This is a genomic window from Streptomyces daghestanicus, from assembly GCF_020521275.1.
In the GTDB taxonomy this organism is placed as follows: Bacteria; Actinomycetota; Actinomycetes; order Streptomycetales; family Streptomycetaceae; genus Streptomyces; species Streptomyces griseoviridis.
Map to the genome: position 1 here is coordinate 1,712,501 of NZ_BNDX01000008.1, position 23,554 is coordinate 1,736,054.

Sequence of the window (23,554 nt, forward strand, 5' to 3'; positions counted from 1 at the left end):
GATGACGCGTACGAACAGCCAGTGCTGGTGGGCCGCCTGACGGCGGCCCGCGTTCACGTACGCATGCGACGGCCGCCGCCTCGGCGGCCGTTTCTCGTATCTCCCTCCAGGAGGGGCGGCCGGCGGGTCGCGGAAGTCCTGACCAGGAGGAGAGCAGAGGGATGACGCGAGTCTTCAGTGGGGTCAAGCCGACCGGGCATCTGACGCTGGGGAACTATCTGGGCGCGCTGCGGCAGTGGGCCGCCGTCGGTCAGCACCGGGGCGAGGCGCTGTTCTGCGTCGTCGACCTCCACGCGCTGACCGTGGAGCACGATCCGGCGCGGGTGCGCAGGCTGAGCCGGCAGGCGGCGTCGCTGCTGCTGGCCTCGGGGCTCGATCCGGAGCTGTGCACCGTGTTCGTGCAGAGCCATGTGGACGAGCACGCGCGGCTGTCGTACGTGATGGAGTGCGTCGCGACCGACGGGGAGATGCGGCGGATGATCCAGTACAAGGAGAAGGCCGCGCGGGAGCGGGTGCGGGGCGGGAGTGTGCGGCTGTCGCTGCTGACGTATCCCGCGCTGATGGCGGCGGACATCCTGGCGTACAACGCGGACGAGGTGCCGGTGGGGGACGACCAGGCGCAGCACGTGGAGCTGGCGCGGGATCTGGCGGTGCGGTTCAACCAGCGGTACGGGCACACGTTCACGGTGCCGCGGGCGACCCCGCCGGCGGTGGCGGCGCGGGTGATGAACCTCCAGGACCCGGCGTCGAAGATGGGGAAGAGCGACGACACCGGGCCGGGGATCGTCTATCTGCTCGACGAGCCGGAGGTCGTGCGGAGGAAGGTCATGCGGGCCGTCACCGACAGCGGTGAGGGCGGTGTCGTGTACGACCGGGTCGAGCGGCCCGGCGTGGCGAACCTGCTGGAGATCCTCGCCGCCTGCGCGGGCGGGGAGCCCGAGGAGCTGGCGGCGGGCTACGACTCGTACGGGGCGCTGAAGAAGGACGTCGCGGAGGCGGTCGTGGAGGTGTTGCGGCCGGTGCGGGAGCGGCACCGGGAGCTGTGCGCCGATCCGGGCCATGTGGAGGGGGTGCTGCGGGAGGGGGCCGCGCGGGCCCGGGGCATCGCGCGGCCCACCGTGGACGCCGCCTACCGGGCGATCGGATTGCTCGCCCCGTAGGTCAGCCGGTGGTGCCGGAGGCCAGCTCGCGGCTGCGGTCGCGGGCTGCCTCCAGGGCGGCGATCAGGGCCGCGCGGACGCCGTGGCTCTCCAGTTCGCGGATGGCGCTGATCGTCGTACCGGCGGGAGAGGTGACGTTCTCGCGGAGCTTGACCGGGTGTTCGCCGCTGTCGCGGAGCATGGTCGCGGCGCCGATCGCGGACTGGACGATCAGCTCGTGGGCCTTGTCGCGGGGCAGGCCGAGCAGGATGCCGGCGTCGGTCATGGCTTCGACCAGGTAGAAGAAGTACGCCGGGCCGGAGCCGGAGAGGGCCGTGCAGGCGTCCTGCTGGGACTCGGGGACGCGGAGGGTCTTGCCGACCGCGCCGAAGATCTCCTCGGCGTGCGCGAGGTGGGCGGCGGTGGCGTGGGTGCCGGCGGAGATGACGGACATGGCCTCGTCCACGAGGGCGGGGGTGTTCGTCATGACGCGGACCACCGGGGTGGCGGCCGCGAGGCGCTCCTCGAAGTACGCGGTCGGGATGCCCGCCGCGCCGCTGATGACCAGGCGGTCGGCGGGGAGGTGGGGGGCCAGCTCGTCGAGGAGGGTGCCCATGTCCTGCGGCTTGACCGTGAGGATCAGGGTGTCGGCGGTCTTGGCGGCCTCGGTGTTGGTGACCGGGGTGACGCCGTGCCGGGCGTGGAGCTCGTCCGCCCGTTCCCGGCGGCGGGTGGTGACCAGGAGGTCGGCGGAGTTCCAGCCGGCCCGGATCATTCCGCTGAGCAGGGCTTCGCCGATCTTGCCGGTGCCGAGGACTGCGACTTTCTGGGTCATGGCTGCGGGTGCCTCCGAGGGTGCGTCGTCCGGCCTCATCCTCGCATCCCGGGGGCGGGCGGGGGCGGGGCGTCCAGTGGGCGGGACCGGGCGCGGGCGAGCGGGCCGGCGCAGGCGTCGGCGCGGGGTGACGCCGGGGGCGGTCATACCGCCGGGGTGGCCCGGAGGGGCAGCGGAACCTGAACGTCCTCAGCGGCGGCGGTTCCCGGGGTTGCCCGAGCGGCGGGTGGCGCGCTTCTCGTGGCGGGCGCGGGCCGCCTCGTACTCCTCGCGGTGCAGTTTCTCGCCGGGGGCCTCGGTCAGACAGCGCAGGGCGTAGGCGAGGAGGGAACCGAGGAAGCCGATCGCGAGGAGGCCGCGCAGGGACGCCTGGCGGGCGGGGTCGGGGCGGGTGGTGAAGGCGCCCCAGGTGTGGCCGAACGCCAGGGCGCCGCACACCGCGAACATCACGACCACCAGGGCGGTGACGAAACCGCCGACGTCCGCGAGCTGGAGGCCCTGGTAGGCGACGCGCAGCACGAGGCAGCCGGCGGCCGTCAGGAGCAGCGCGCCCGCGGCGAGGCCGAGGCGGCGGGCGGTGTAGCCGCCGTCGTGGTGCACCCAGGTCGTGCCGAAGAACCGGAGGGGTTCCGGGCGGGGGCCGGTGGTCACCGGGGTGCCGGTGCCCTCCGGGTCGCTCGTGCCGTTCGTACGGTCCGTGCCGTTCTTCGCGCTCACGTCTCGATTATGGCCGCCGTGCCCGTCGCCCCCGCCGCGGGCTCCGCGGGGGTCAGGAGCAGCGCGGGCGGACGTAGCCGTCGCTGCCGGTGTGGACGTAGGCGTCCGAGACGTACTCGCCGTTGTCGATGTTGTCCCAGATGTTCGTGGTGCCGTAGGTGCCGGTGACGCGGGTGCCCGGGGACTGGCAGAAGATCGGGACCTTGGCGCCCACGGGCAGGACCTTGACGAGCGCGTACTGGGTGCCCGGACCGCTGCGGACGTTGAGGCGGACGCCCGGGGCCACGGCGAAATAGGTGAGGTCGGCCGCCGCCGTGCTCTCGGCGCTGACGGCTTCCGTGGTCTGTTCGACCGACATGTGAATTCCCCCGTTGAGTTGTCGAGTGGACGGGGCGTGCCCCGGCTGGCACAGGAGTTCGCCCCTCGCACGCGGAGGCTAGCAAGCCTCCTCTGTCGCGAACGAGTCATCGACTAGGCTCCGTGCGTCGCGCGCGCGGACGAACAGTACGGGGGGTCCCATGGCGCCGCAGCGGAACGTCCGAGCCGGTCACGGGGTGGATGCGGAAGCGGAGCTTCCGGAGTATGCCGGTCACCATCGGCTGGAGTCCTGTCTGGGTTCGGGCGGCATGGGGGTGGTGCACCTGGCCACCAGTACCTCGGGGATGCGGCTGGCGGTGAAGGTCGTGCACGCCGAGTTCGCCCGGGACCCTGAGTTCAGGGGGCGGTTCCGGCAGGAGGTGGCGGCGGCGCGGCGGGTGAGCGGGGCGTTCACCGCGCCGGTCGTGGACGCCGATCCGGACGCCGAACGGCCGTGGATGGCCACGCTCTTCATCGACGCGCCGACCCTGGCCGAGGAGGTGAAGCGGAACGGTCCGCTGGACGCCGACCGGCTGCGGCGGCTGATGGCCGGGCTGGCGGAGGCGTTGCGGGACATCCACCGGGTCGGGGTCGTGCACCGGGATCTCAAGCCGGGCAATGTCCTGCTGGGCGAGGACGGGCCGAAGGTCATCGACTTCGGGATCTCGCGGCCGTCCGACAGCGAACTGCGCACGGAGACGGGGAAGTTGATCGGGACACCGCCGTTCATGGCGCCCGAGCAGTTCCGGCGTCCCCGGGAGGTGGGGCCGGCGGCCGATGTGTTCGCGCTGGGCTCGGTGATGGTGCACGCGGCGACCGGACGCGGGCCGTTCGACTCGGACAGCCCGTACGTCGTGGCGTACCAGGTGGTGCACGACGAGCCGGATCTGACCGGGGTGCCCTCGTCGCTGGCCGGGCTGGTGGAGCGGTGCCTGGCGAAGGAGCCGGCGGACCGGCCGACGCCGGACGAGCTGATGCGGCGGCTGCGGTCGGTGTCGGCGTCGTACGACACGCAGGCGTTCGTACCGGCGCAGCGGGAGGCCGGGGAGCCGGACGGCACGGGGGCCGGCGCGGAGCGGGAGGGGGCGCCCGGGGCGGCGGGCGGCGGTGCCCGCCGGGTCCGCCGGCGCGCGGCCGTGGTCGCCGGGGCGCTCTGTCTGGTGGCCGTCGGCGTGTTCGGGGTCGTACGGGCGGTCGGCGGGGAGGAGCCTGGCGCCCCGCGGGCCGCGTCGGTGTCCTTCGCCGGGTGGGCGACGGCCCCGGCGTCCGGGGCCGGGAGCACCGCTTGTTCGTTCGGGGCGGGACGGCTGCTGTGCGGGCGGGGCGGGGAGGTGTTCGCCCTCGACCCGGACACCGGCGGACGGCTGTGGCGGCTCCCGGTCGCGGCGGGCTCCCGCAGCGGGCCGCCGGTCCTCGCGGGCGGCCTGGTGCAGCCCGCCCTGAACGAGGGCGAGGCGCTGACCGCGTACGACCCGGCCTCCGGGGAGCCGGCCTGGCGGCGGACGGTGCCCGAGCACCACGCCCTGCACCGGGCCGGCGGCACGCTGCTGCTCACCGGCACGGACGGCGAGGTCACCGGCGTGGACAGCGCCTCCGGCGACCTCCTGTGGTCACGGCGGGTCCCCGGGCAGCCGATGCCGTACTTCGCCTCCTTCACCGCGTCCGGCGGCGAGGTGACGGCGTACGCGAGCAGCGTCTCGGCGGACGGGACGGGCACCCGGGTCACCGCGGTGGACCCGGGGACGGGCGAGGTGCGGTGGGACGCGGAGCTGGCGGGGTCGCTGGAGCCGCTGGGGGCGGTGGACGGTTCCGTCCTCTTCCTCGACACCGACGCGGTCTACGGCGAGACCCGGGCCGTCGTCCGCTACACGCCGGCGACCGAGGCGGTGCGCCGGGTGGCGCTGTCCGTGCCGGTGGCCCGCGCGCAGGCTGCCGTGCACGAGGACACCGTGTACGTGACGGGGGCGGGCGGCACCCTGCTCGCCGTCGACCTGGCGGCGGGGAAACGGCGGTGGAGCCTGGAGACCGGGGTCAGCCGCGGGTCGGCGCCCGTCACCGACGGGCGGCGGGTGTACGTCGCCGCGCCGGACGGGCGCCTGCTGGGGGTGGACGCCCGGACCGGGCGGCTGCTGGGGCAGACGGCCCCGCGGCCGGCGGCCGACGCGGACCGGGTGACGGCCGCGCTGCCGGCGCCGGTCCTCGCCGGGGGGCGGGTGTACGCCGGGGCGCCCGACGGGACGGTCTTCGCGGTGGACGGGCGGGAACCGGCCGGGTGGTGAGGGGCGGGACCCGGCCGGGAGCGGCGGGGACACCGGCCCAGCGGTGACGCACCGGAACAGCCTGTGGTGCGACGGGGACACCGGCCCCGTGGTGACGCGCCGGAACGGCCCGTGGTGCCACGAGGACACCGGCCCCGTGGTGACGCACCGGAACGGCCCGTGGTGCCACGAGAACACCGGCCCAACGGTGACGCACCGGAACGGCCCGTAGTGCCACGAGAACACCGGCCCAACGGTGACGCACCGGAACGGCCCGTGGTGCCACGAGAACACCGGCCCAACGGTGACGCACCGGAACGGCCCGTGGTGCCACGAGAACACCGGCCCAACGGTGACGCACCGGAACGGCCTGGGGTGACGGGCCGGGCGACCGGCTCTGGGGGCGTCCTGGTGGTGACGGGCCGGGTCGGCTGAGGTCGCCGGGCCCGGCCCGTGGTGACGCGGGTGGTCAGCCGAGCTTGGTGACGTCGCGGACGGCGCCCTTGTCCGCGCTGGTCGCCATCGCGGCGTAGGCGCGCAGCGCGACCGAGACCTTGCGGTCGCGGTTCTTCGGGACGTACGCGCCGTTCAGCGCCTGCGCGCGGCGGGCCAGCTCGGCGTCGTCGACCAGCAGCTCGATCGAGCGGTTCGGGATGTCGATGCGGATGCGGTCGCCGTCCTCGACCAGCGCGATGGTGCCGCCGGAGGCCGCCTCGGGACTGGCGTGGCCGATGGACAGGCCGGAGGTGCCGCCGGAGAAACGGCCGTCCGTCACCAGCGCGCAGGTCTTGCCGAGGCCCCGGCCCTTGAGGAAGGACGTCGGGTGGAGCATCTCCTGCATGCCGGGGCCGCCCTTGGGGCCCTCGTAGCGGATGACGACCACGTCACCGTGGGTGATCTTCTTGTTGAGGATCTTCTCGACGGCCTCCTCCTGCGACTCGCAGACCACCGCCGGGCCCTCGAAGGTCCAGATCGACTCGTCGACGCCGGCCGTCTTCACGACCGCGCCGTCGACGGCGAGGTTGCCGCGCAGCACCGCGAGGCCGCCGTCCTTGGAGTAGGCGTGCTCGGCGGAGTGGATGCAGCCGTGCTCGGCGTCCGTGTCCAGGGTGTCCCAGCGCTCGGACTGGGAGAACGCCTCGGAGGAGCGGACGCAGCCGGGGGCCGCGTGCCACAGCTCGACCGCCTCGGGGGACGGGGAGCCGCCGCGCACGTCCCAGGTCTTCAGCCAGTCGGCGAGGGAGGGGCTGTGGACGCTGTGCACGTCCTCGTTGAGCAGGCCCGCCCGGTGCAGTTCGCCGAGGAGGGCGGGGATGCCGCCGGCGCGGTGCACGTCCTCCATGTAGTACGTGCCGTTCTTGGTGACGTTCGGCGCGACCTTGGCGAGGCAGGGCACGCGGCGCGAGACGGCGTCGATCTCCTCCAGGCCGAAGGGCACGCCCGCCTCCTGGGCGGCGGCCAGCAGGTGCAGGATCGTGTTGGTGGAACCGCCCATGGCGATGTCCAGTGCCATCGCGTTCTCGAACGCGGCGAGTGAGGCGACGTTGCGCGGCAGGACCGTGTCGTCGTCCTCGTAGTAGTACCGGTGGGTGATGTCCATCACCGTGCGCGCCGCGTTCTCGTAGAGCGCGCGGCGGGCGGTGTGGGTGGCCAGCACCGAGCCGTTGCCGGGGAGGGAGAGGCCGATGGCCTCGGTCAGGCAGTTCATCGAGTTGGCGGTGAACATGCCGGAGCAGGAGCCGCAGGTCGGACAGGCGCTCTCCTCGATGCGGAGCATGTCCTCGTCGGAGATCTTGTCGTTGACCGCGTCGGAGATCGCGTCGACCAGGTCGAGCGTGCGGACCGTGCCGTCGACCAGGGTCGCGCGGCCGGACTCCATCGGGCCGCCGGAGACGAAGACCGTCGGGATGTCGAGGCGCAGGGCGGCCATCAGCATGCCCGGGGTGATCTTGTCGCAGTTGGAGATGCAGACCAGGGCGTCCGCGCAGTGCGCCTCGACCATGTACTCCACGCTGTCCGCGATCAGGTCGCGGGAGGGCAGGGAGTAGAGCATGCCGCCGTGGCCCATGGCGATGCCGTCGTCGACGGCGATCGTGTTGAACTCGCGCGGGATGCCGCCGGCCGCCGTGACCGCCTCGCTGACGATCCGGCCGACGGGGGCGAGGTGGGTGTGGCCGGGCACGAACTCCGTGAAGCTGTTGGCGATCGCGATGATCGGCTTCCGGCCGATGTCCGCACCGGGTACACCGGAGGCACGCATAAGGGCGCGGGCGCCCGCCATGTTGCGGCCGTGGGTGACTGTGCGGGACCTCAGCTCGGGCATCGTCGCTCGCTCCTTCAGACGGATGTGGCTGCTGTCGAGCGTACGCCGGTCATCCAGGGTTCGGGACAAGGTGTCCGTAATGCGGGATACGGATCTCGCGCGGCCGGGGTGCCCGGGGCGGGGCCGCCGGTGGTGCGTACGGGGTTCGGGTGTGTACGGGGTTCAGATGCGTACGGGGGTTCAGATGCGTACGGGGTTCAGTGGGCCTTCGTCGCGGCGGCCAGATGGAGGCGGGTGAAGGCCAGGGCCTCCGCGAGGTCGGCCTCCCGTTCGGCGCTGGACATCGCCCTGCGGGTGTTGACCTCGATGACGACGTGCCCGTCGAAGCCGGTCAGGGCGAGGCCCTCCAGCAGCTCGGCGCAGGGCTGGGTGCCGCGGCCGGGGACGAGGTGCTCGTCCTTCGCGGAGCCGCGGCCGTCGGCGAGGTGGACGTGGCCGAGCCGGTCGCCCATGCGGGAGACCATGCCGAGGGCGTCGGTGCGGGCGGTGGCGGTGTGGCTGAGGTCGATCGTGAAGTGCCGGTAGTCGTCCTTGGTGACGTCCCAGTCGGGGGCGTAGGCGAGCATCTCGCGGTCGCGGTAGCGCCAGGGGTACATGTTCTCGACGGCGAACCGTACGTCCGTCTCGTTCGCCATGCGCCACACGCCCTCGACGAAGGCGCGGGCGTACTGCCGCTGCCAGCGGAAGGGCGGGTGGACGACGACGGTGCTCGCGCCGAGCTTCTCGGCGGCGGCGCGGGCGCGCTGGAGCTTGACCCAGGGGTCGGTTGACCACACCCGCTGGGTGATGAGCAGGCAGGGGGCGTGGATGGCCAGGATCGGCACCTGGTGGTAGTCGCTGAGTCTGCGCAGCGCCTCGATGTCCTGGCTGACCGGGTCGGTCCACACCATGACCTCGACGCCGTCGTATCCGAGGCGCGCGGCGATCTCGAAGGCCGTCGCCGTCGACTCCGGGTAGACGGAGGCCGTCGACAGGGCGACCTTCGCATCCGGGATGCGTAGGGGCTCCGCCATGCCGTTCAGGTTACGGGGTGCGGGCGGGTGGGCTTGGCCGGGTGTTCGTCGTTGTGGTGAGTGCCATAGGGAGGATGCGGGGTCTGCGGGGTTCCCCGCGCCCCTGAGAGCGCCGTGGGGGGACGGGTCGCGGACGGGTGCCGGTTCGTCGTGGTTGATCGCGCAGTTCCCCGCGCCCCCGAGAGCGCCGTCGCGGGACGGGCCGTGGACGGGTGCCGGTTCGACGTGGTTGATCGCGCAGTTCCCCGCGCCCCCGACAGCGCCGTCGCGGGACGGGTCGCGGACGGGTGCCGGTTCGACGTGGTTGATCGCGCAGTTCCCCGCGCCCCCGACAGCGCCGTCGCGGGACGGGTCGCGGACGGGTGCCGGTTCGACGTGGTTGATCGCGCAGTTCCCCGCGCCCCCGACAGCGCCGTCGCGGGACGGGTCGCGGACGGGTGCCGGTTCGACGTGGTTGATCGCGCAGTTCCCCGCGCCCCCGACAGCGCCGTCGCGGGACGGGCCGTGGACGGGTGCCGGTTCGTCGTGGTTGATCGCGCAGTTCCCCGCGCCCCCGACGGGGGTGTTACGCGTGGTGCATGTGGTCCAGGCGGCGGAGGATCACTCCCTCCCGTAGGGCCCAGGGGCAGATTTCCACGGTTTCCACGGCGAAGAGGTCCATCGCCGCCTCGGCGACCAGGGCGCCGGCGACCAGTTGGTTGGCCCTGCCCTCGGAGACTCCGGGGAGGTCGGCGCGTTCGGCGGTGGTCATGGCGGCCAGACGCGGGACCCAGCTCTCCAGGGAGGAGCGTTTCAGTTCCCGCTGGACGTACAGGCCCTCGGCGGAGCGGGCGGCGCCGGTCAGGCGGGCCAGCTGCTTGAAGGTCTTGGACGTGGCGACGACGCGGTCGGGAGCGCCGAAGCGGCTGAACTCGCCGACCGTACGGGCTATCTCGGTACGGACGTGGCGGCGCAGGGCGCGCACGGCCTCCGGGCCGGGCGGGTCGCCGGGCAGCCGCGCGGCGGTCAGCCGGCCCGCGCCGAGCGGCAGGGAGACGGCGGCGTCGGGTTCCTCGTCGATGCCGTACGCGATCTCCAGGGAGCCGCCGCCGATGTCGAGGACGAGCAGCTTGCCCGCGGACCAGCCGAACCAGCGGCGGGCCGCGAGGAAGGTCAGCCGGGCCTCCTCCGCGCCGCTCAGGACGGCCAGCTCGACGCCGGTCTCGGCGCGGACCCGGGCGAGCACCTCGTCGGCGTTGCCCGCCTCGCGCACCGCGGAGGTGGCGAACGGCAGCAGGTCCTCGACGCCCTTGTCCTCGGCGGCCTGGAGCGCCCGTCGGACGACGGCTGTCAGCCGGTCCACGCCCTCGGCGCCTATCGCGCCGTCCGCGTCGAGGAGTTGGGCGAGGCGCAGTTCCGCCTTGTGCGAGTGCGCGGGCAGCGGGCGGGCGCCCGGGTGCGCGTCCACCACGAGGAGGTGAACCGTGTTCGAACCCACGTCGAGGACACCGAGTCTCATGGGCGGAACGCTACTGCCAGGAAGGCCGGCGGTGGTGGGGGCACCGGGGCCGGGCGTCTTACCCTGGACGGGTGCCAAAGACGAAGCAGGCGAAGGACGCGAAAGCCTCCAAGAAGGACAAGCGGAACAAGAAGTACGAGAAGGTCGTGGACGTCTCGGGGGGCGCTCCCAGGGACGACGAGAAGGGCCTCGACTTCGCGCGCGCGTGGGTGGAGTTCCCGGACCCGGCGGACGACGAACAGGTCTTCCGCTGCGACCTGACCTGGCTGACCTCGCGCTGGAACTGCGTCTTCGGCAGCGGCTGCCAGGGAATCCAGGCGGGCCGCGCGGACGACGGCTGCTGCTCGCTGGGCGCCCACTTCTCCGACGAGGACGACGAGGCCCGGGTCGCCGGGCATGTGGCCAGGCTCACGCCGGACATCTGGCAGCACCACGCCGAGGGCACGGCGAACGGCTGGGTGTCCGAGGACGAGGAGGGTTCCCGGCAGACCCGCCCGTTCCAGGGGTCCTGCATCTTCCAGAACCGGCCCGGTTTCGCCGGGGGCGCGGGCTGCTCGCTGCACATCCTGGCGCTCCGGGAGGGCCGCGAGCCGCTGGAGACCAAGCCGGACGTGTGCTGGCAGCTTCCGGTGCGGCGGACGTACGAGTGGATCGACCGGCCCGACGACACGCGGGTCCTCCAGGTGTCGATCGGTGAGTACGACCGGCGCGGCTGGGGTCCGGGCGGCCATGACCTGCACTGGTGGTGCACGTCGGCCACCTCGGCGCACGGCGCGGGCGAGCCGGTGTACGTCTCGTACCGGCCGGAGCTGATCGAGCTGATGGGCAAGGCCGGGTACGACCGGCTGGTCGAGCTGTGCGAGGAGCGGCTGGCCTCGCGGCTGCCGCTGCTGGCGCCGCACCCGGCCGACCCGGTGGACCGGGTGGTCTGAGGGGCCGGGCGGGCAGCGGGTTACGGCGTCGGCGGGCTGGGTTCGCCGCCGCCCTCCGCCGGAGGTGTCGCGCCGCCCGTGCCGGTGGGGGACGGCTCGCCCGGCGTGGGCTCGGCGGGCGGGGGTGTGGGCGTCGGGGTGGGAGTGGGCTCGGCGGGTGCCGTGGCCGTGGGGGCGGGGCCGGGGTCGGACGGGGCCGGGGTGTGCGGTGTGCCGGGGGCGCCGGGGCGGGGGCCCGGTCCGGCGGGGCTGGGGGCGGTGCCGTAGCCCTCGATGGAGACGACGGCGCCCACGGGGGAGACGGCGACCCGGGCGCTCCAGTGGCCGGCGGGCTCGCGCAACTGGTCGACGTGGACCGTGACCGTGGTGGTGGCACCGGGGGCGAGGGTGCCGGAGGAGCGGCTGAGGTAGAGCCAGGGGGCGCCCACCGACAGGGACCAGCGCACCGGGGAGTCGCCGGTCGCGGTGAGGGTGACGACGGTGGCCGAGCCGCTGCGGGCGGCGGTCACCCGCATCCGGTCGGTGTCCGCGCGGCCGGCCCCGCCGAGCACCTCGACGGAGAGGTCGGAGTCGTCGGTGCCGGGGGCGTCTCCGGTGCTGCCCGTGTTCTCGTAGCCGCCCGCCGCCGGACCGCCGGAGTCGTGCGTGCCGCTGGCGCTGGCCGTGCGGCCGTCCTCGGCCTCGTCGACCGGGGCGCCCCGGTAGGCCGCCCAGAGGGCGAGCACGGGGGCCGCCACGACGGTGGCGACGACGGTGGTGGTGACGGCACGCGCCCGCAGGCGCTCCCGGCGGGCGGCCCGGTCACCGGGGTCCATCGGGAATCCGCGCCGGTCGAAGCGCGGGGCGGCGCTCCGCGCGCGCGGGAGGTGCGCCGCCGCCCGGTGCAACGCCGCGCGGGGGGCCGGTACGAGGGGCAGCGCGGCGGGCGTGACGCTGGTGCCGGGCCAGCGGCCGGGGATGGCGCGCTCTGCGGTGCGGCGGCAGCGCGGACAGTCGTCCACGTGCCGGACCAGTTCGCGGCGGAGCGCCGCGCCGAGCACCAGCCGGTCGTCGCCGGCGAACCGGGCGACGCCCGGACAGGTACCGGTCTCCACGACGGCGAGGGCGGCCCGGGTGCGCTCGACCTCGCAGGCGGCGGAGGCGAGCAGTTCGCGCGCGGCGGCCGGGGTCAGGCCGAGGACGGCGGCGACCTCGTGGGCGGCCAGGTGGTGGCGCACGGCGAGTTCGAGCGCCTCGCGCTGCTCCGGGGAGGTGCCGGCGGCCTCGGGCCAGGCGAGCAGGGCCAGTTCGCGGTGGCGGTGCTCCTGGACGTCCTCGGGGAGCGCGGGGGCGGCGGGGGCGCGGCCGGAGTCGGCGCGGCCGGCCGCGTGGCCGGCCCGGCGCTTGTCCCGGTCCTCGGCCAGCCTGCGCAGACAGGCCCAGCGGGCCAGCGCGTACAGCCAGGCGCGGCGCTCGCCGGCGCCTTGGGGGCAGCGGTGCCGGCGGCGCTCGGCGAGGGCGAGGACGTCACCGAGGGCGGCGGTCGCGGCGTCGTGGTCGCACAGCACGGACAGGCAGTAGGTGAACAGGCCGTCCAGATAGGGCTCGTGGGGCGTGGGCGGTCGCTGCGCCACCGTGCGCGCCGCGCCGCGGTCACGCTCTTCCCGGTGCGCCCGGTGTGCGCCGGTCGTGCGGGTCGTGGTCTGCGGACTGCTGCTCATCCGGTGACCGTAGGGGGACATGGGTGGCGCGGGCTGGCGCATGGACCACTTTTAACCCGTACGGGTGAAACGATCCCTCAATAGAGGACAGGAACTGTTTGTTCCGCCCTTGGCGTTTTACGGCGGATGGCCGTTCCGCGCCCTGCCGGGAGCGGAACGGGACGGACTGTCAGTGGGGGCGGTTACGGTTTCCCGCATGGCTGCCCGTACGAAGACCACCAAGGACCGTCCGTCCTACCGCTGCACCGAGTGCGGCTGGCAGACGGCCAAGTGGCTCGGCCGCTGCCCCGAGTGCCAGGCGTGGGGCACGATCGAGGAGTACGGCGCGCCCGCGGTCCGTACGACGGCGCCGGGACGCGTCACCACCTCCGCGCTGCCCATCGGCCAGGTCGACGGCCGCCAGGCCACCGCCCGCTCCACCGGCGTGCCGGAGCTGGACCGGGTGCTGGGCGGCGGGCTGGTACCGGGCGCGGTGGTGCTGCTGGCGGGCGAGCCGGGCGTCGGCAAGTCCACACTGCTGCTCGACGTGGCGGCCAAGGCGGCCGACGAGGAGCACCGGACGCTCTATGTCACGGGCGAGGAGTCGGCGAGCCAGGTCCGGCTGCGCGCCGACCGCATCGGCGCCCTCGACGACCATCTCTATCTGGCCGCGGAGACCGACCTCGCCGCGGTCCTCGGCCATCTGGACGCGGTGAAGCCGTCCCTGCTGATCCTGGACTCGGTGCAGACCGTGGCCTCCCCGGAGATCGACGGCGCCCCGGGCGGCATGGCGCAGGTGCGGGAGGTGGCGGGCGCGCTGATCCGCGCCTCCAAGGAGCGCGGCATGTCCACGCTGCTGGTCGGTCACGTCACCAAGGACGGCGCGATCGCGGGCCCGCGCCTGCTGGAGCACCTGGTGGACGTCGTCCTGTCCTTCGAGGGCGACCGGCACGCCCGGCTCCGCCTCGTCCGCGGCGTCAAGAACCGCTACGGCGCCACCGACGAGGTCGGCTGCTTCGAGCTGTCCGACGAGGGCATCGTGGGTCTCGCCGACCCCAGCGGCCTGTTCCTGACCCGGCGTGCCGAGCCGGTGCCGGGCACCTGTCTGACCGTCACCCTGGAGGGCCGCCGCCCGCTGGTCGCCGAGGTGCAGGCGCTCACCGTCGACTCCCAGATCCCCTCCCCGCGCCGGACCACGTCCGGTCTGGAGACGTCCCGGGTGTCGATGATGCTGGCCGTCCTGGAGCAGCGCGGCCGGATCAGCGCCCTGGGCAAGCGGGACATCTACTCCGCGACGGTCGGCGGGGTGCGGCTCTCGGAGCCCGCCGCCGACCTGGCCGTCGCGCTGGCGCTGGCGAGCGCGGCCAGCGACACCCCGCTGCCGAAGAACCTGGTCGCGATCGGTGAGGTGGGGCTCGCCGGCGAGGTGAGACGGGTCACGGGCGTGCAGCGCCGGCTCTCCGAGGCCCACCGCCTGGGCTTCACACACGCGCTGGTACCGGGCGATCCGGGGAAGGTCCCGGCCGGTATGAAGGTCCTGGAAGTCGCGGACATAGGGGACGCCCTGCGGGTCCTTCCCCGCTCGCGTCGGCGAGAGGCCCCACGGGAGCAGGAGGACCGCCGGTAGACTTTGCCCTGGTCTCGCCCGTCCGTACGAACCGAGTGCGCGAAACGGGGGCGTCCCAGAACCTGCGACCGGAGGAGTGCAGTGGCAGCCAACGACCGGGCGGCGGCTCCCGGGAAATCCGGTGGGAGCGCCGGTTCCGATGGCCTGATGCGCGCCTCGCTGAGCGCCGTGGCACCGGGAACGGCGCTGCGTGACGGCCTGGAGCGGGTGCTCCGCGGCAACACCGGCGGACTGATCGTGCTCGGCTCCGACCGGACCGTGGAGACGATGTGCACGGGCGGGTTCGTGCTGGACGTCGAGTTCACCGCGACCCGGCTGCGCGAGCTGTGCAAGCTCGACGGCGGCATCGTGCTCTCCTCGGACCTGTCGAAGATCCTGCGGGCCGGCGTGCAGTTCGTGCCCGACGCGACGATCCCGACCGAGGAGACCGGCACCCGGCACCGCACGGCGGACCGGGTCAGCAAGCAGGTCGGTTTCCCCGTCGTCTCCGTCTCCCAGTCCATGCGGCTGATCGCGCTCTACGTCGACGGGCAGCGCCGGGTCCTGGAGGACTCGGCGGCGATCCTGTCCCGCGCCAACCAGGCGCTGGCCACCCTGGAGCGGTACAAACTCCGGCTGGACGAGGTCGCGGGCACGCTCTCCGCGCTGGAGATCGAGGACCTGGTCACCGTCCGGGACGTCTCCGCGGTCTCGCAGCGCCTGGAGATGGTGCGCCTGATCGCCAACGAGATCGCCGAGTACGTGGTGGAGCTGGGCACCGACGGCCGGCTGCTGGCGCTCCAGCTGGAGGAGCTGATCGCGGGCGTCGAGCCGGAGCGCGAGCTGGTGGTGCGGGACTACGTGCCCGAGCCGACGGCGAAGCGGTCCCGTACGGTCGACGAGGCGCTGGCCGAGCTGGACAAGCTCAGCCACGCCGAGCTGCTCGAACTGCCGACGGTGGCGCGGGCGCTGGGGTATCCCGGCTCGCCCGAGACGCTCGACTCGGCGGTGTCACCGCGGGGCTTCCGGCTGCTGGCGAAGGTGCCGCGGCTGCCCGGCGCGATCATCGACCGGCTGGTGGAGCACTTCGGGGGACTGCAGAAGCTGCTGGCGGCGAGTGTGGACGACCTGCAGACCGTGGACGGCGTCGGGGAGGCGCGGGCGCGGAGTGTGCGGGAGGGGTTGTCCCGGTTGGCGGAGAGTTCGATCCTCGAGCGGTACGTGTAGCCTCCGGCGGTTGCCGAGGCGGGGGCTCTTGGGGAACGGGGCGTTTCTTCGTGCTGGTCGCCTGGGGAACCGTGCGCGGTTCCTCGCGCCCCTTGAGGGCCTTCGGGGGCGGGCGTCTTCTGGTGCGGGGTGCTTCAAGTGCTGTGCGCGGTTCCCCGCGCCCCCTCAGGCGGGCTTCAGGACGAAGGACGTTTGTTCCTTCGGGAAGCCGGGGGCCTCTGCTTCCACCAGGTAGGTGCCGGGCTTGGCCGAGCCCGGCTTCGGGGTGGCGCACTCGGGGGCGCTGGGCTTGCGGTCCCACTTCACGGTGTAGGTGATGCCGCTGCCGGCCGGCACCCGGTACAGCAGGCTCGCCGCGTCCTTCGGGCAGTCGTCGGAGGACCAGAACGCGTCGTCGCCGTCGGCCCGCGTGATCGTCAGCACCGCGTGCTTGGGGCCGAGGTCGACCTTGCAGTCGCCGGCGGAGCTGTTGCGCGCGGTGAGTTCGAAGGCCGGGGTCTGGCCGGGCTCGTAGGTGTTGCGGACGCTGCGCAGGCTCAACTCGACCGCTCCGGCGGTGCAGTCGGGCAGCGAGGTGCCGCCGGACAGGGCGTCGCCCGCACCGACCCCGGCCGCCGCACCCGAGCCCGTGCCGCCCCCGGCGCCCGCGCCGCCGGCGGCACCGGAACCGCCGCCGGACTCCCCCGTACCGCCGTCCCCGGAGCCGGACCCCGAGCCCGAACCGCTCCCGCCGGACTCCTCGTCCCCCGACTCGTCGCGCCCGCCGGGCGCCTGGCTGATCGCGGGACCCGAACCCGACGGTCCCGGAGTGATCGAGGGCGCGGGATTCTTGCCGTCGGCCCCGTCGTCATGACCGCCTCCGCCACCCCCGCCGCCCATGGTCACGATCCAGGTGACGAGAAGCGCCAACAGGACGACGACGGACAGCAGTACGGCCCTCCGACGCCAGTAGATGGAGGAGGGAAGCGGCCCGACCGGATTGCGCAGAGATCCCACGGCGGAAACTGTACGAGAGATCGGTGCGCTTCCTTGCGCCACCCGCCGTTCGGGGCATCAACTTTTGCGGATCATCATTTCGCAGCCGTCCCTGACAGGCCGTCAGCCACCGCACCGTCACCCCTTGATCACTTCAGGTGACCGACGTCACCGGGTGGCGGTGCGCCCGTGCGGCCGTCCTTCCGTGGCAGGATCGACGGGTCATGACTGCGCCCACGAAGCCCCCGCACACCGGTCCCGCCGATCCCGACCCGGCCGCCGAGTCCGCCCCGGCCGGCTCACCGCTGCACGCCCCCGTCATCGACTGGTTCGACGAACACGCCCGCGATCTGCCGTGGCGGCGCCCCGAAGCCGGCGCCTGGGGGGTCATGGTCAGCGAGTTCATGCTCCAGCAGACGCCGGTCAGCCGCGTCCTGCCCGTCTACGAGCGGTGGCTCGCGCGCTGGCCGCGCCCCGCCGACCTCGCCGCGGAGGCCCCCGGGGAGGCCGTCCGCGCCTGGGGCCGGCTCGGCTACCCGCGCCGCGCGCTGCGCCTGCACGGCGCCGCCGCCGCCATAACGGAACGGCACGGCGGTGACGTACCGTCCGACCACGCGGCCCTGCTCGCCCTGCCCGGCATCGGCGAGTACACGGCCGCCGCCGTCGCCTCCTTCGCCTACGGCCGGCGCCACGCCGTGCTGGACACCAATGTGCGCCGGGTCTTCGCGCGGGCCGTCACCGGCGTGCAGTACCCGCCGAACGCCACCACCGCCGCCGAGCGCCGGCTCGCCCGCGCGCTGCTGCCCGAGGACGAGACCACCGCGGCGCGCTGGGCCGCCGCCTCCATGGAGCTGGGCGCGCTGGTCTGCACCGCGAAGAACGAGGCGTGCCACCGCTGCCCGATCGCCGCGCAGTGCGCGTGGCGGCTGGCGGGCAAGCCGGCCCACGACGGTCCGCCGCGCCGCGGCCAGACGTACGCGGGCACCGACCGGCAGGTACGCGGGCGGCTGCTCGCGGTGCTGCGGGAGGCCCACGGGCCGGTGCCGCAGGCGGCGCTCGACCGGGTGTGGCACGAGCCGGTGCAGCGGGCCCGCGCGCTGGACGGCCTGGTCGCCGACGGCCTGGTGGAGCCGCTGGCCGGCGGCCGCTACCGGCTGCCGCTGAGCTGACCCACGGCCGGGGCACAGCGGCCGGGGCCCGGCGGTCGGCGTCCGGCGGTCGGCGTCCGGGCGACCGCCGTACGCGCCTCCGTCCCCGTCCGACACGTCGACATAAGCGCCCACATACGTACCGATCAACCCTTTCCTTCATCTCGGGCTCACGTCTGTTACACAACCGACGGACAGCCGAGTGCCGGTCGCGGCCTTGCCCGCACAGCGCCGTGACAACGCTTCCCTACCTTCGTTCCCGTGCCCCACAGGCACGGCGGGACCACGGAACACACACGGGGAACGGGAGGCGGTCGGCCATGGCGCAGACGCAGACGCACGGCGAGGTGCTGGGGTTCGAGGAGTACGTCCGTACCCGGCAGGACGCGCTCCTGCGCAGCGCCCGCCGGCTGGTCCCGGACCCCGTCGACGCCCAGGACCTGCTCCAGACCGCGCTGGCACGGACGTACCGCCGCTGGGAGACGATCGAGGACAAGCGGCTCGCGGACGCCTATCTGCGCCGGGTGATGATCAACACGCGGACCGAGTGGTGGCGGGCGCGCAAGCTGGAGGAGGTGCCGACCGAGCAGCTCCCCGAGCCGGCCGTGGACGACGCCGCCGAGCAGCACGCCGACCGGGCGCTGCTGATGGACGTACTGAAGGTGCTCGCCCCCAAGCAGCGCAGTGTGGTCGTGCTGCGACACTGGGAGCAGATGTCCACGGAGGAGACGGCCGCCGCCCTCGGCATGTCGGCCGGCACGGTCAAGAGCACGCTGCACCGGGCGCTCGCCCGGCTCCGCGAGGAGCTGGTCGCCCGCGAGTCGGAGGCACGCGCGCTGGAGCACGAGGAGCGGGAGCGGTGCGCGGCCTGAGCGGGTTCCTGAACGTCAGGGCGGCGGTGCCGGCGGTGGCCGGGGCCGTCGTCGCCGCCGTGCTGCTCGCCGGCTGCGCGGCGGGCGGGACCGGCACCCGTGACGAGGGGCCGGCCAGGTCGGACGCGGCGGCCGGCCGGACCGCCTCGCCCTCCCCCTCGCCGTCGGCCGTCACCTCCCCGGCCAGGGCACCCGGCCGGGTGGACGCGGTCCGCCTGATCAAGAGCGACCCGCAGGTCTCGGCGGAGGTCAAGCGCGAGCTGAAGCCGTGCGTCGCCGACGAGTACCCGATCGACGTCAGTTACGGCGAGCTGACCGGGGGCCCCGCCGAGGACCTCCTCGTCAACGTCCTGACCTGCGGCGACGCGGTGGGCGTGGGGGTGTACGTGTACCGGGAGGAGGACGGCCGCTACCGGCACGTCTTCCAGGCGGAGGAGCCGCCGGTGTACGCGGAGATCGACCGCGGCGACCTCGTGGTGACCAAGCAGGTGTACGAGAAGGACGACCCGGTGTCGAACCCGTCCGTCGAGAACGTGATCACGTACCGCTGGTCCGCGGGCCGGTTCGCCGAGAAGTACCGCACGCACAACGACTACAGCAACGTGGCGGGGACCGGTGCCTCGCCGGTCCCGGACAGTTGAGCCGGCCCGTCCGCCCGTGATCCCCGAGCGAACCGTTCGGCCCGTCCGGACCGATGAAGCGGTGCCCGGCGCACGGCGCGCGCCGACCACCTTCGACGACTGAGAGCAGCCGGATGACAGAGCAGACCCACGTCCTCTTCGTCGAGGACGACGACGTCATCCGCGAGGCCACCCAGCTCACCCTGGAGCGGGACGGCTTCGCGGTCACCGCCATGCCCGACGGCCTGTCGGGCCTGGAGGCGTTCCGGGCGAGACGGCCCGACATCGCCCTGCTGGACGTCATGGTCCCCGGCCTCGACGGCGTCAGCCTGTGCCGCCGCATCCGGGACGAGTCGACCGTGCCGGTGATCATGCTGTCGGCGCGGGCCGACTCCATCGACGTGGTGCTCGGCCTGGAGGCGGGCGCCGACGACTACGTGACCAAGCCGTTCGACGCGGCGGTCCTGGTGGCCCGTATCCGCGCGGTGCTGCGCCGCTTCGGCCACGCGGGCGGCGGCCGTCACGACGACCGGGTTGCCGCGGCCTCCGGCGGGACGCTCACCTTCGGCGCGCTGGAGATCGACACCGAGGGGATGGAGGTGCGCCGGGCGGGCGAGCCGGTGGCGCTGACGCCGACCGAGATGCGGCTGCTGCTGGAGTTCTCCACCGCGCCGGGCACGGTCCTCTCCCGCGACCGGCTGCTGGAACGCGTCTGGGACTACGGCTGGGGCGGGGACACCCGGGTCGTCGACGTCCATGTGCAGCGGCTGCGGACGAAGATCGGCCAGGACCGCATCGAGACGGTCCGCGGCTTCGGTTACAAGCTGAAGGCCTGAGCGGGTATGCGGGGCTTCCTCCGGCGGCTGACCACCGCCGTCGTACGGCACACACGCATCCGCACCGGTCTGCGGTGGAAGCTGAGCGCGGCGATCGCGCTGGTCGGCGCGCTGGTCGCGGTGGTGCTGAGCCTGGTCGTGCACAACGCGGCCCGGGTGTCGATGCTGGACAACGCGCGTGACCTCGCGGACGAACGCATCCTGGTCGCCCAGCGCAACTACGAGCTGTCGGGGCGGCTGAACTTCCCCAACGCCCAGATCGACGACGCGGCGCTCCCCGCCGAGCTGCGCGAGCGGGTCGAGCGGGGCCGCCGGGCGACGTACGTCTCCGACCGGCCGGGCGGCGCCACCGACATCTGGGCCGCCGTGCCGCTCAAGGACGGGCATGTGATGTCGCTGCACACCGGATTCACCGACCGCAGCTCCGACATCCTCCAGGATCTCGACCAGGCCCTGGTCATCGGCTCGATCGCGGTCGTGCTCGGCGGCAGCGCGCTCGGGGTGCTGATCGGCGGGCAGCTCTCGCGGCGGCTGCGCAAGGCCGCCGCCGCCGCCAACCAGGTCGCCGCCGGCGCGACCGACGTCCGGGTGCGGGACGCCATCGGCGGGGTGGTGCGGGACGAGACCGACGACCTCGCGCGGGCCGTGGACGCGATGACGGAGACCCTGCAGCAGCGGCTGGAGGCGGAGCGCCGGGTCACCGCCGACATCGCGCACGAGCTGCGCACCCCGGTGACGGGCCTGCTGACCGCGGCCGAGCTGCTGCCGCCGGGCCGGCCGACCGAGCTGGTGCTGGACCGGGCGAAGGCGATGCGCACCCTGGTCGAGGACGTGCTGGAGGTGGCCCGGCTGGACAGCGCCTCGGAGCGGGCCGAGCTGCAGGACCTCATGCTGGGCCAGTTCGTGACCCGCCGGGTGGCGGCCAGGGGCGGGGACGTCCAGGTGCGGGTGCTGCACGAGTCGGCGGTCACCACGGACCCGCGCCGCCTGGAGCGGGTGCTGTTCAACCTGCTCACCAACGCCGCCCGGCACGGCCGGCCACCCGTCGAGGTCACCGTCGAGGGACGGGTGGTGCGGGTCCGCGACCACGGGCCCGGGTTCCCGGCGGGGCTGCTCGCCGAGGGGCCGAGCCGCTTCCGCACCGGCAGCGCGGACCGGGCGGGCCGGGGTCACGGGCTGGGGCTGACCATCGCGGCCGGCCAGGCACGGGTCCTGGGTGCCCGGCTGACCTTCCGCAACGTGCGGTCGCCGGGCGCCCCCGAGGACGCGCCGGCCGAGGGCGCCGTCGCCGTGCTGTGGCTGCCGGAGCACGCCCCGACCAACACCGGCAGCTATCCGATGCTGCCGGAGGGGACCGGGGGCGGGTCGACGGGCGGGTCCACGCGTGGGTCCACCGGCGGGTCGACGCGTGGGTCGGGGGCAGGCGGGAAGCGGGGCTGAGGCTCCGGTCATGCCCTGAGCGCCGGTCATGCCTTGGGACGCTGGACCCGCCGTGGGACGCTGGCACATGCCGTGAGGTTCCGGTCATGTCCTGCGGCGCCGGTCATGCCCTGGGGCACTGGACATGCCGTGAGGTGCCGGTCATGTCCCGGTTTCCCGGGTGGCCGGAAGCCGGAAGCCGGAAGCCCCTGGGCAGGTGCCCAGGGGCTTCTTGGTTGCGCGGAGTCCCCGGGGACCGGCGAGCTTCCCGCGCGCGGGTCGGGAGCCCAGGGCCGGGCCCCGAGACCGCCCGGGTCAGGAGCCCGGGGCCGGACGCCGGGGCCCGGGGCCGGAGCCCGGGTCGGGAATCCGGGGCCGGGACCCGCGTCAGACCGCCTCGGCCGCCGGCGCCTTCACCGCCGTGCCCTCGTCGGGTCCGTCCGCCGCGTCCGCCGGCTTCGGGCCCGTCCCCTTGAGCGGGACCTCCTTGACGAACACCGCCGCCACCAGGGCCAGCACCGCGACCCCGGCGCCGAGCAGGAACGCCCCGTGAGTGCCGGCCGAGACCGCGTGCTGGTACGCCTCCCGGGCCGCCGCCGGCAGCTTGGCGAGGCTCGCCGCGTCGAGCTGTGCGGACTGCTCGGTCACCTTGGAACCCAGCGCGCCGGCCCGCTCGGCCATCACGTCCTGGACGCGGTGGTTGAACAGGGCACCCATGATCGCCACCCCGAAGGAGGAGCCGAGCGTACGGAACAGGGTGGTGGACGAGGAGGCCACGCCCATGTCCTTCATCTCCACGCTGTTCTGCGCGACCAGCATGGTGATCTGCATCAGGCAGCCCATGCCGAGGCCGACCACGGCCATGTACAGCCCCGAGGTGAGCCGCGAGGTGTCGGTGTCCATCAGCGACAGCAGATAGAGACCGACCGTCATCAGCGCGCCGCCGGCGATGGGGAAGATCTTGTACCGGCCGGTGTTGGTGGTCACCCGGCCCGCCACCATCGACGTCACCAGCATGGCGCCCAGCATCGGCAGGAGCAGCAGCCCGGAGTTGGTCGCGGACGCGCCCTGCACCGACTGCTGGTACAGCGGCAGGAAGAGCGTCGCGCCGAACATCACGAAGCCGGTGATGAAACCGATCAGGGACATCAGCGTGAAGTTGCGGCTGCGGAAGATGTGCAGCGGCACGACCGGCTCGGCGGCCCTGGTCTGCCAGAACACGAAGCCGACCAGTGCGGCGACCCCGATGCCGATCAGCTCCATGATCCGCGCGGAGGTCCAGGCGTACTCCGTGCCGCCCCAGGTGGTGACGAGGACGATCGCGGTGATGCCGATGGTCAGCAGCGCGGCCCCGAGATAGTCGATGCTCGCCTGCGCCCGCTTCCTGGGCAGGTGCAGTACGACGCTGATCAGGGCCAGCGCGACGACGCCGAGCGGCAGGTTGATGTAGAAGGACCAGCGCCAGCCCCAGTGATCGGTGATGGTGCCGCCGACCAGCGGCCCGCCTATCATCGCGAGCGCCATCACGGCGGCCATCATGCCCTGGTACTTGCCGCGCTCGCGCGGCGGTATCAGATCGCCGATGATCGCCATGACGCCGACCATCAGACCGCCGGCGCCCAGGCCCTGGACGGCGCGGAAGGCGATGAGCTGGCCCATGTCCTGGGCCATGCCGCTGAGCGCCGAACCGATCAGGAAGAGCACGATCGACGTCATGAACGTGCCCTTGCGGCCGTACATGTCGCCGAGCTTGCCCCACAGCGGGGTGGCGGCGGCGGTGGCGAGGGTGTACGCGGTGACCACCCAGGAAAGGTGCTCCAGCCCGCCCAGCTCACCGACGATCGTCGGCATCGCGGTGCCGATGATCATGTTGTCCAGCATCGCGAGCATCATCGCGATCATGAGCGCCAGCAGGACGACCCGCACGCTCCTCGGTTGTTTCTCGCCGGTCGTCCCGGCCGTCGCTGTCTCCGCCATCGCTCCGTCTCCCCCAGGCATCCGGGACTTACTTGCCGCCCGGCTAGTGACTACACTCGGAAGGTAGCCGCGTAACTAGCCGGGCGTCAAGTAAGTTTCTCGGAACGTGCGCGGAACGGAGGT

The 23,554-nt window shown here is 73.7% G+C and carries 19 protein-coding genes; 10 read left to right on the top strand and 9 right to left on the bottom strand.

Features of this window, described 5'->3' with window-relative positions:
* The first annotated feature begins 161 nt into the window (after positions 1 to 161).
* Positions 162 to 1,160 (top strand): tryptophan--tRNA ligase, encoded by a 999-nt coding sequence (gene trpS / locus Sdagh_RS17265; protein ID WP_189421999.1) that lies wholly within the window; start codon positions 162 to 164, stop codon positions 1,158 to 1,160.
* A 1-nt stretch (position 1,161) separates the two neighbouring features.
* On the opposite strand, the gene proC is transcribed toward trpS, so the two are convergent.
* From proC to Sdagh_RS17280, 3 genes are all read right to left on the bottom strand, one after another.
* Positions 1,162 to 1,974, bottom strand: a complete 813-nt coding sequence (proC, locus tag Sdagh_RS17270; RefSeq protein ID WP_190078760.1) for a pyrroline-5-carboxylate reductase — start codon at positions 1,972 to 1,974, stop codon at positions 1,162 to 1,164.
* A gap of 189 nt (positions 1,975 to 2,163) precedes the next feature.
* Entirely contained in the window at positions 2,164 to 2,691 is a 528-nt protein-coding gene (locus tag Sdagh_RS17275) for an EamA/RhaT family transporter (RefSeq protein WP_370594910.1), read from the bottom strand.
* A 52-nt stretch (positions 2,692 to 2,743) separates the two neighbouring features.
* Positions 2,744 to 3,049, bottom strand: a complete 306-nt coding sequence (locus Sdagh_RS17280; RefSeq protein ID WP_189421997.1) for an SH3 domain-containing protein — start codon at positions 3,047 to 3,049, stop codon at positions 2,744 to 2,746.
* A gap of 160 nt (positions 3,050 to 3,209) precedes the next feature.
* On the opposite strand from Sdagh_RS17280, the gene Sdagh_RS17285 reads away from it, so the two are divergent.
* A complete protein-coding gene (locus Sdagh_RS17285) occupies positions 3,210 to 5,327 on the top strand; it encodes a serine/threonine-protein kinase (protein ID WP_190078759.1) in 2,118 nt (705 codons plus the stop codon).
* Between the two features lie 448 nt (positions 5,328 to 5,775).
* Here Sdagh_RS17285 and ilvD read toward each other — a convergent pair whose 3' ends face one another.
* The 3 genes from ilvD to Sdagh_RS17300 form a co-directional block, all read right to left on the bottom strand.
* Positions 5,776 to 7,629, bottom strand: coding sequence for a dihydroxy-acid dehydratase (gene ilvD / locus Sdagh_RS17290; protein ID WP_189421995.1), 1,854 nt, complete (start codon positions 7,627 to 7,629; stop codon positions 5,776 to 5,778).
* 197 nt (positions 7,630 to 7,826) lie between these two features.
* Positions 7,827 to 8,642, bottom strand: a complete 816-nt coding sequence (locus Sdagh_RS17295) for a sugar phosphate isomerase/epimerase family protein (RefSeq protein ID WP_189421994.1) — start codon at positions 8,640 to 8,642, stop codon at positions 7,827 to 7,829.
* A gap of 565 nt (positions 8,643 to 9,207) precedes the next feature.
* Entirely contained in the window at positions 9,208 to 10,140 is a 933-nt protein-coding gene (locus tag Sdagh_RS17300) for a Ppx/GppA family phosphatase (RefSeq protein WP_189421993.1), read from the bottom strand.
* A 71-nt stretch (positions 10,141 to 10,211) separates the two neighbouring features.
* Between Sdagh_RS17300 and Sdagh_RS17305 the strand changes: the two genes are divergently transcribed.
* Positions 10,212 to 11,072, top strand: a complete 861-nt coding sequence (locus Sdagh_RS17305) for a DUF3109 family protein (protein WP_189421992.1) — start codon at positions 10,212 to 10,214, stop codon at positions 11,070 to 11,072.
* 20 nt (positions 11,073 to 11,092) lie between these two features.
* Here the strand turns inward: Sdagh_RS17305 and Sdagh_RS17310 are convergent, their stop codons facing one another.
* Complete coding sequence (locus Sdagh_RS17310) at positions 11,093 to 12,772, bottom strand: hypothetical protein (protein ID WP_190076945.1); 1,680 nt, start codon at positions 12,770 to 12,772, stop codon at positions 11,093 to 11,095.
* A gap of 196 nt (positions 12,773 to 12,968) precedes the next feature.
* Here Sdagh_RS17310 and radA point away from each other — a divergent pair, with 196 nt between their 5' ends.
* Complete coding sequence (gene radA, locus Sdagh_RS17315) at positions 12,969 to 14,378, top strand: DNA repair protein RadA (RefSeq protein ID WP_190012085.1); 1,410 nt, start codon at positions 12,969 to 12,971, stop codon at positions 14,376 to 14,378.
* Between the two features lie 81 nt (positions 14,379 to 14,459).
* Positions 14,460 to 15,584: a DNA integrity scanning diadenylate cyclase DisA gene (gene disA, locus Sdagh_RS17320; protein ID WP_189421989.1), complete on the top strand. Its 1,125-nt coding sequence runs from the start codon at positions 14,460 to 14,462 to the stop codon at positions 15,582 to 15,584.
* Between the two features lie 165 nt (positions 15,585 to 15,749).
* On the opposite strand, the gene Sdagh_RS17325 is transcribed toward disA, so the two are convergent.
* On the bottom strand, positions 15,750 to 16,580 hold the full coding sequence (locus Sdagh_RS17325) for a hypothetical protein (protein WP_190076946.1): 831 nt from the start codon (positions 16,578 to 16,580) through the stop codon (positions 15,750 to 15,752).
* A 203-nt stretch (positions 16,581 to 16,783) separates the two neighbouring features.
* Between Sdagh_RS17325 and Sdagh_RS17330 the strand changes: the two genes are divergently transcribed.
* The 5 genes from Sdagh_RS17330 (at position 16,784) to cseC (ending at position 21,475) form a co-directional block, all read left to right on the top strand.
* Positions 16,784 to 17,728, top strand: a complete 945-nt coding sequence (locus Sdagh_RS17330) for an iron-sulfur binding domain-containing protein (RefSeq protein ID WP_189421987.1) — start codon at positions 16,784 to 16,786, stop codon at positions 17,726 to 17,728.
* A gap of 299 nt (positions 17,729 to 18,027) precedes the next feature.
* The gene (locus tag Sdagh_RS17335; protein ID WP_189421986.1) at positions 18,028 to 18,579 is read left to right on the top strand and encodes a SigE family RNA polymerase sigma factor; all 552 of its coding nucleotides are present in this window, start codon (positions 18,028 to 18,030) and stop codon (positions 18,577 to 18,579) included.
* The gene (locus Sdagh_RS17340) at positions 18,567 to 19,220 is read left to right on the top strand and encodes a hypothetical protein (RefSeq protein WP_370594909.1); all 654 of its coding nucleotides are present in this window, start codon (positions 18,567 to 18,569) and stop codon (positions 19,218 to 19,220) included. Before Sdagh_RS17335 ends, Sdagh_RS17340 begins: the two co-directional genes overlap by 13 nt.
* Positions 19,221 to 19,333: 113 nt before the next feature.
* Positions 19,334 to 20,035 carry a two-component system response regulator CseB gene (gene cseB / locus Sdagh_RS17345; RefSeq protein ID WP_189421985.1) on the top strand — a complete coding sequence of 234 codons (702 nt, stop codon included), beginning with the start codon at positions 19,334 to 19,336 and terminating at the stop codon, positions 20,033 to 20,035.
* A gap of 6 nt (positions 20,036 to 20,041) precedes the next feature.
* A complete protein-coding gene (gene cseC, locus Sdagh_RS17350) occupies positions 20,042 to 21,475 on the top strand; it encodes a two-component system sensor histidine kinase CseC (RefSeq protein ID WP_190076947.1) in 1,434 nt (477 codons plus the stop codon).
* 366 nt (positions 21,476 to 21,841) lie between these two features.
* Here the strand turns inward: cseC and Sdagh_RS17355 are convergent, their stop codons facing one another.
* Positions 21,842 to 23,431, bottom strand: coding sequence for an MDR family MFS transporter (locus Sdagh_RS17355; protein WP_189421983.1), 1,590 nt, complete (start codon positions 23,429 to 23,431; stop codon positions 21,842 to 21,844).
* Positions 23,432 to 23,554: the final 123 nt, after the last annotated feature.

Bases quoted from the DNA above. Each gene is read 5' to 3' on its own strand.
- cseC (WP_190076947.1), top strand. From the start codon at position 20,042: ATGCGGGGCTTCCTCCGGCGGCTGACCACCGCCGTCGTACGGCACACA.
- Sdagh_RS17355 (WP_189421983.1), bottom strand. From the start codon at position 23,431: ATGGCGGAGACAGCGACGGCCGGGACGACCGGCGAGAAACAACCGAGG.
- Sdagh_RS17300 (WP_189421993.1), bottom strand. From the start codon at position 10,140: ATGAGACTCGGTGTCCTCGACGTGGGTTCGAACACGGTTCACCTCCTC.
- Sdagh_RS17285 (WP_190078759.1), top strand. From the start codon at position 3,210: ATGGCGCCGCAGCGGAACGTCCGAGCCGGTCACGGGGTGGATGCGGAA.
- proC (WP_190078760.1), bottom strand. From the start codon at position 1,974: ATGACCCAGAAAGTCGCAGTCCTCGGCACCGGCAAGATCGGCGAAGCC.
- Sdagh_RS17330 (WP_189421987.1), top strand. From the start codon at position 16,784: ATGACTGCGCCCACGAAGCCCCCGCACACCGGTCCCGCCGATCCCGAC.
- cseB (WP_189421985.1), top strand. From the start codon at position 19,334: ATGACAGAGCAGACCCACGTCCTCTTCGTCGAGGACGACGACGTCATC.
- radA (WP_190012085.1), top strand. From the start codon at position 12,969: ATGGCTGCCCGTACGAAGACCACCAAGGACCGTCCGTCCTACCGCTGC.
- ilvD (WP_189421995.1), bottom strand. From the start codon at position 7,629: ATGCCCGAGCTGAGGTCCCGCACAGTCACCCACGGCCGCAACATGGCG.
- Sdagh_RS17295 (WP_189421994.1), bottom strand. From the start codon at position 8,642: ATGGCGGAGCCCCTACGCATCCCGGATGCGAAGGTCGCCCTGTCGACG.
- Sdagh_RS17280 (WP_189421997.1), bottom strand. From the start codon at position 3,049: ATGTCGGTCGAACAGACCACGGAAGCCGTCAGCGCCGAGAGCACGGCG.
- Sdagh_RS17310 (WP_190076945.1), bottom strand. From the start codon at position 12,772: ATGAGCAGCAGTCCGCAGACCACGACCCGCACGACCGGCGCACACCGG.
- Sdagh_RS17335 (WP_189421986.1), top strand. From the start codon at position 18,028: ATGGCGCAGACGCAGACGCACGGCGAGGTGCTGGGGTTCGAGGAGTAC.
- trpS (WP_189421999.1), top strand. From the start codon at position 162: ATGACGCGAGTCTTCAGTGGGGTCAAGCCGACCGGGCATCTGACGCTG.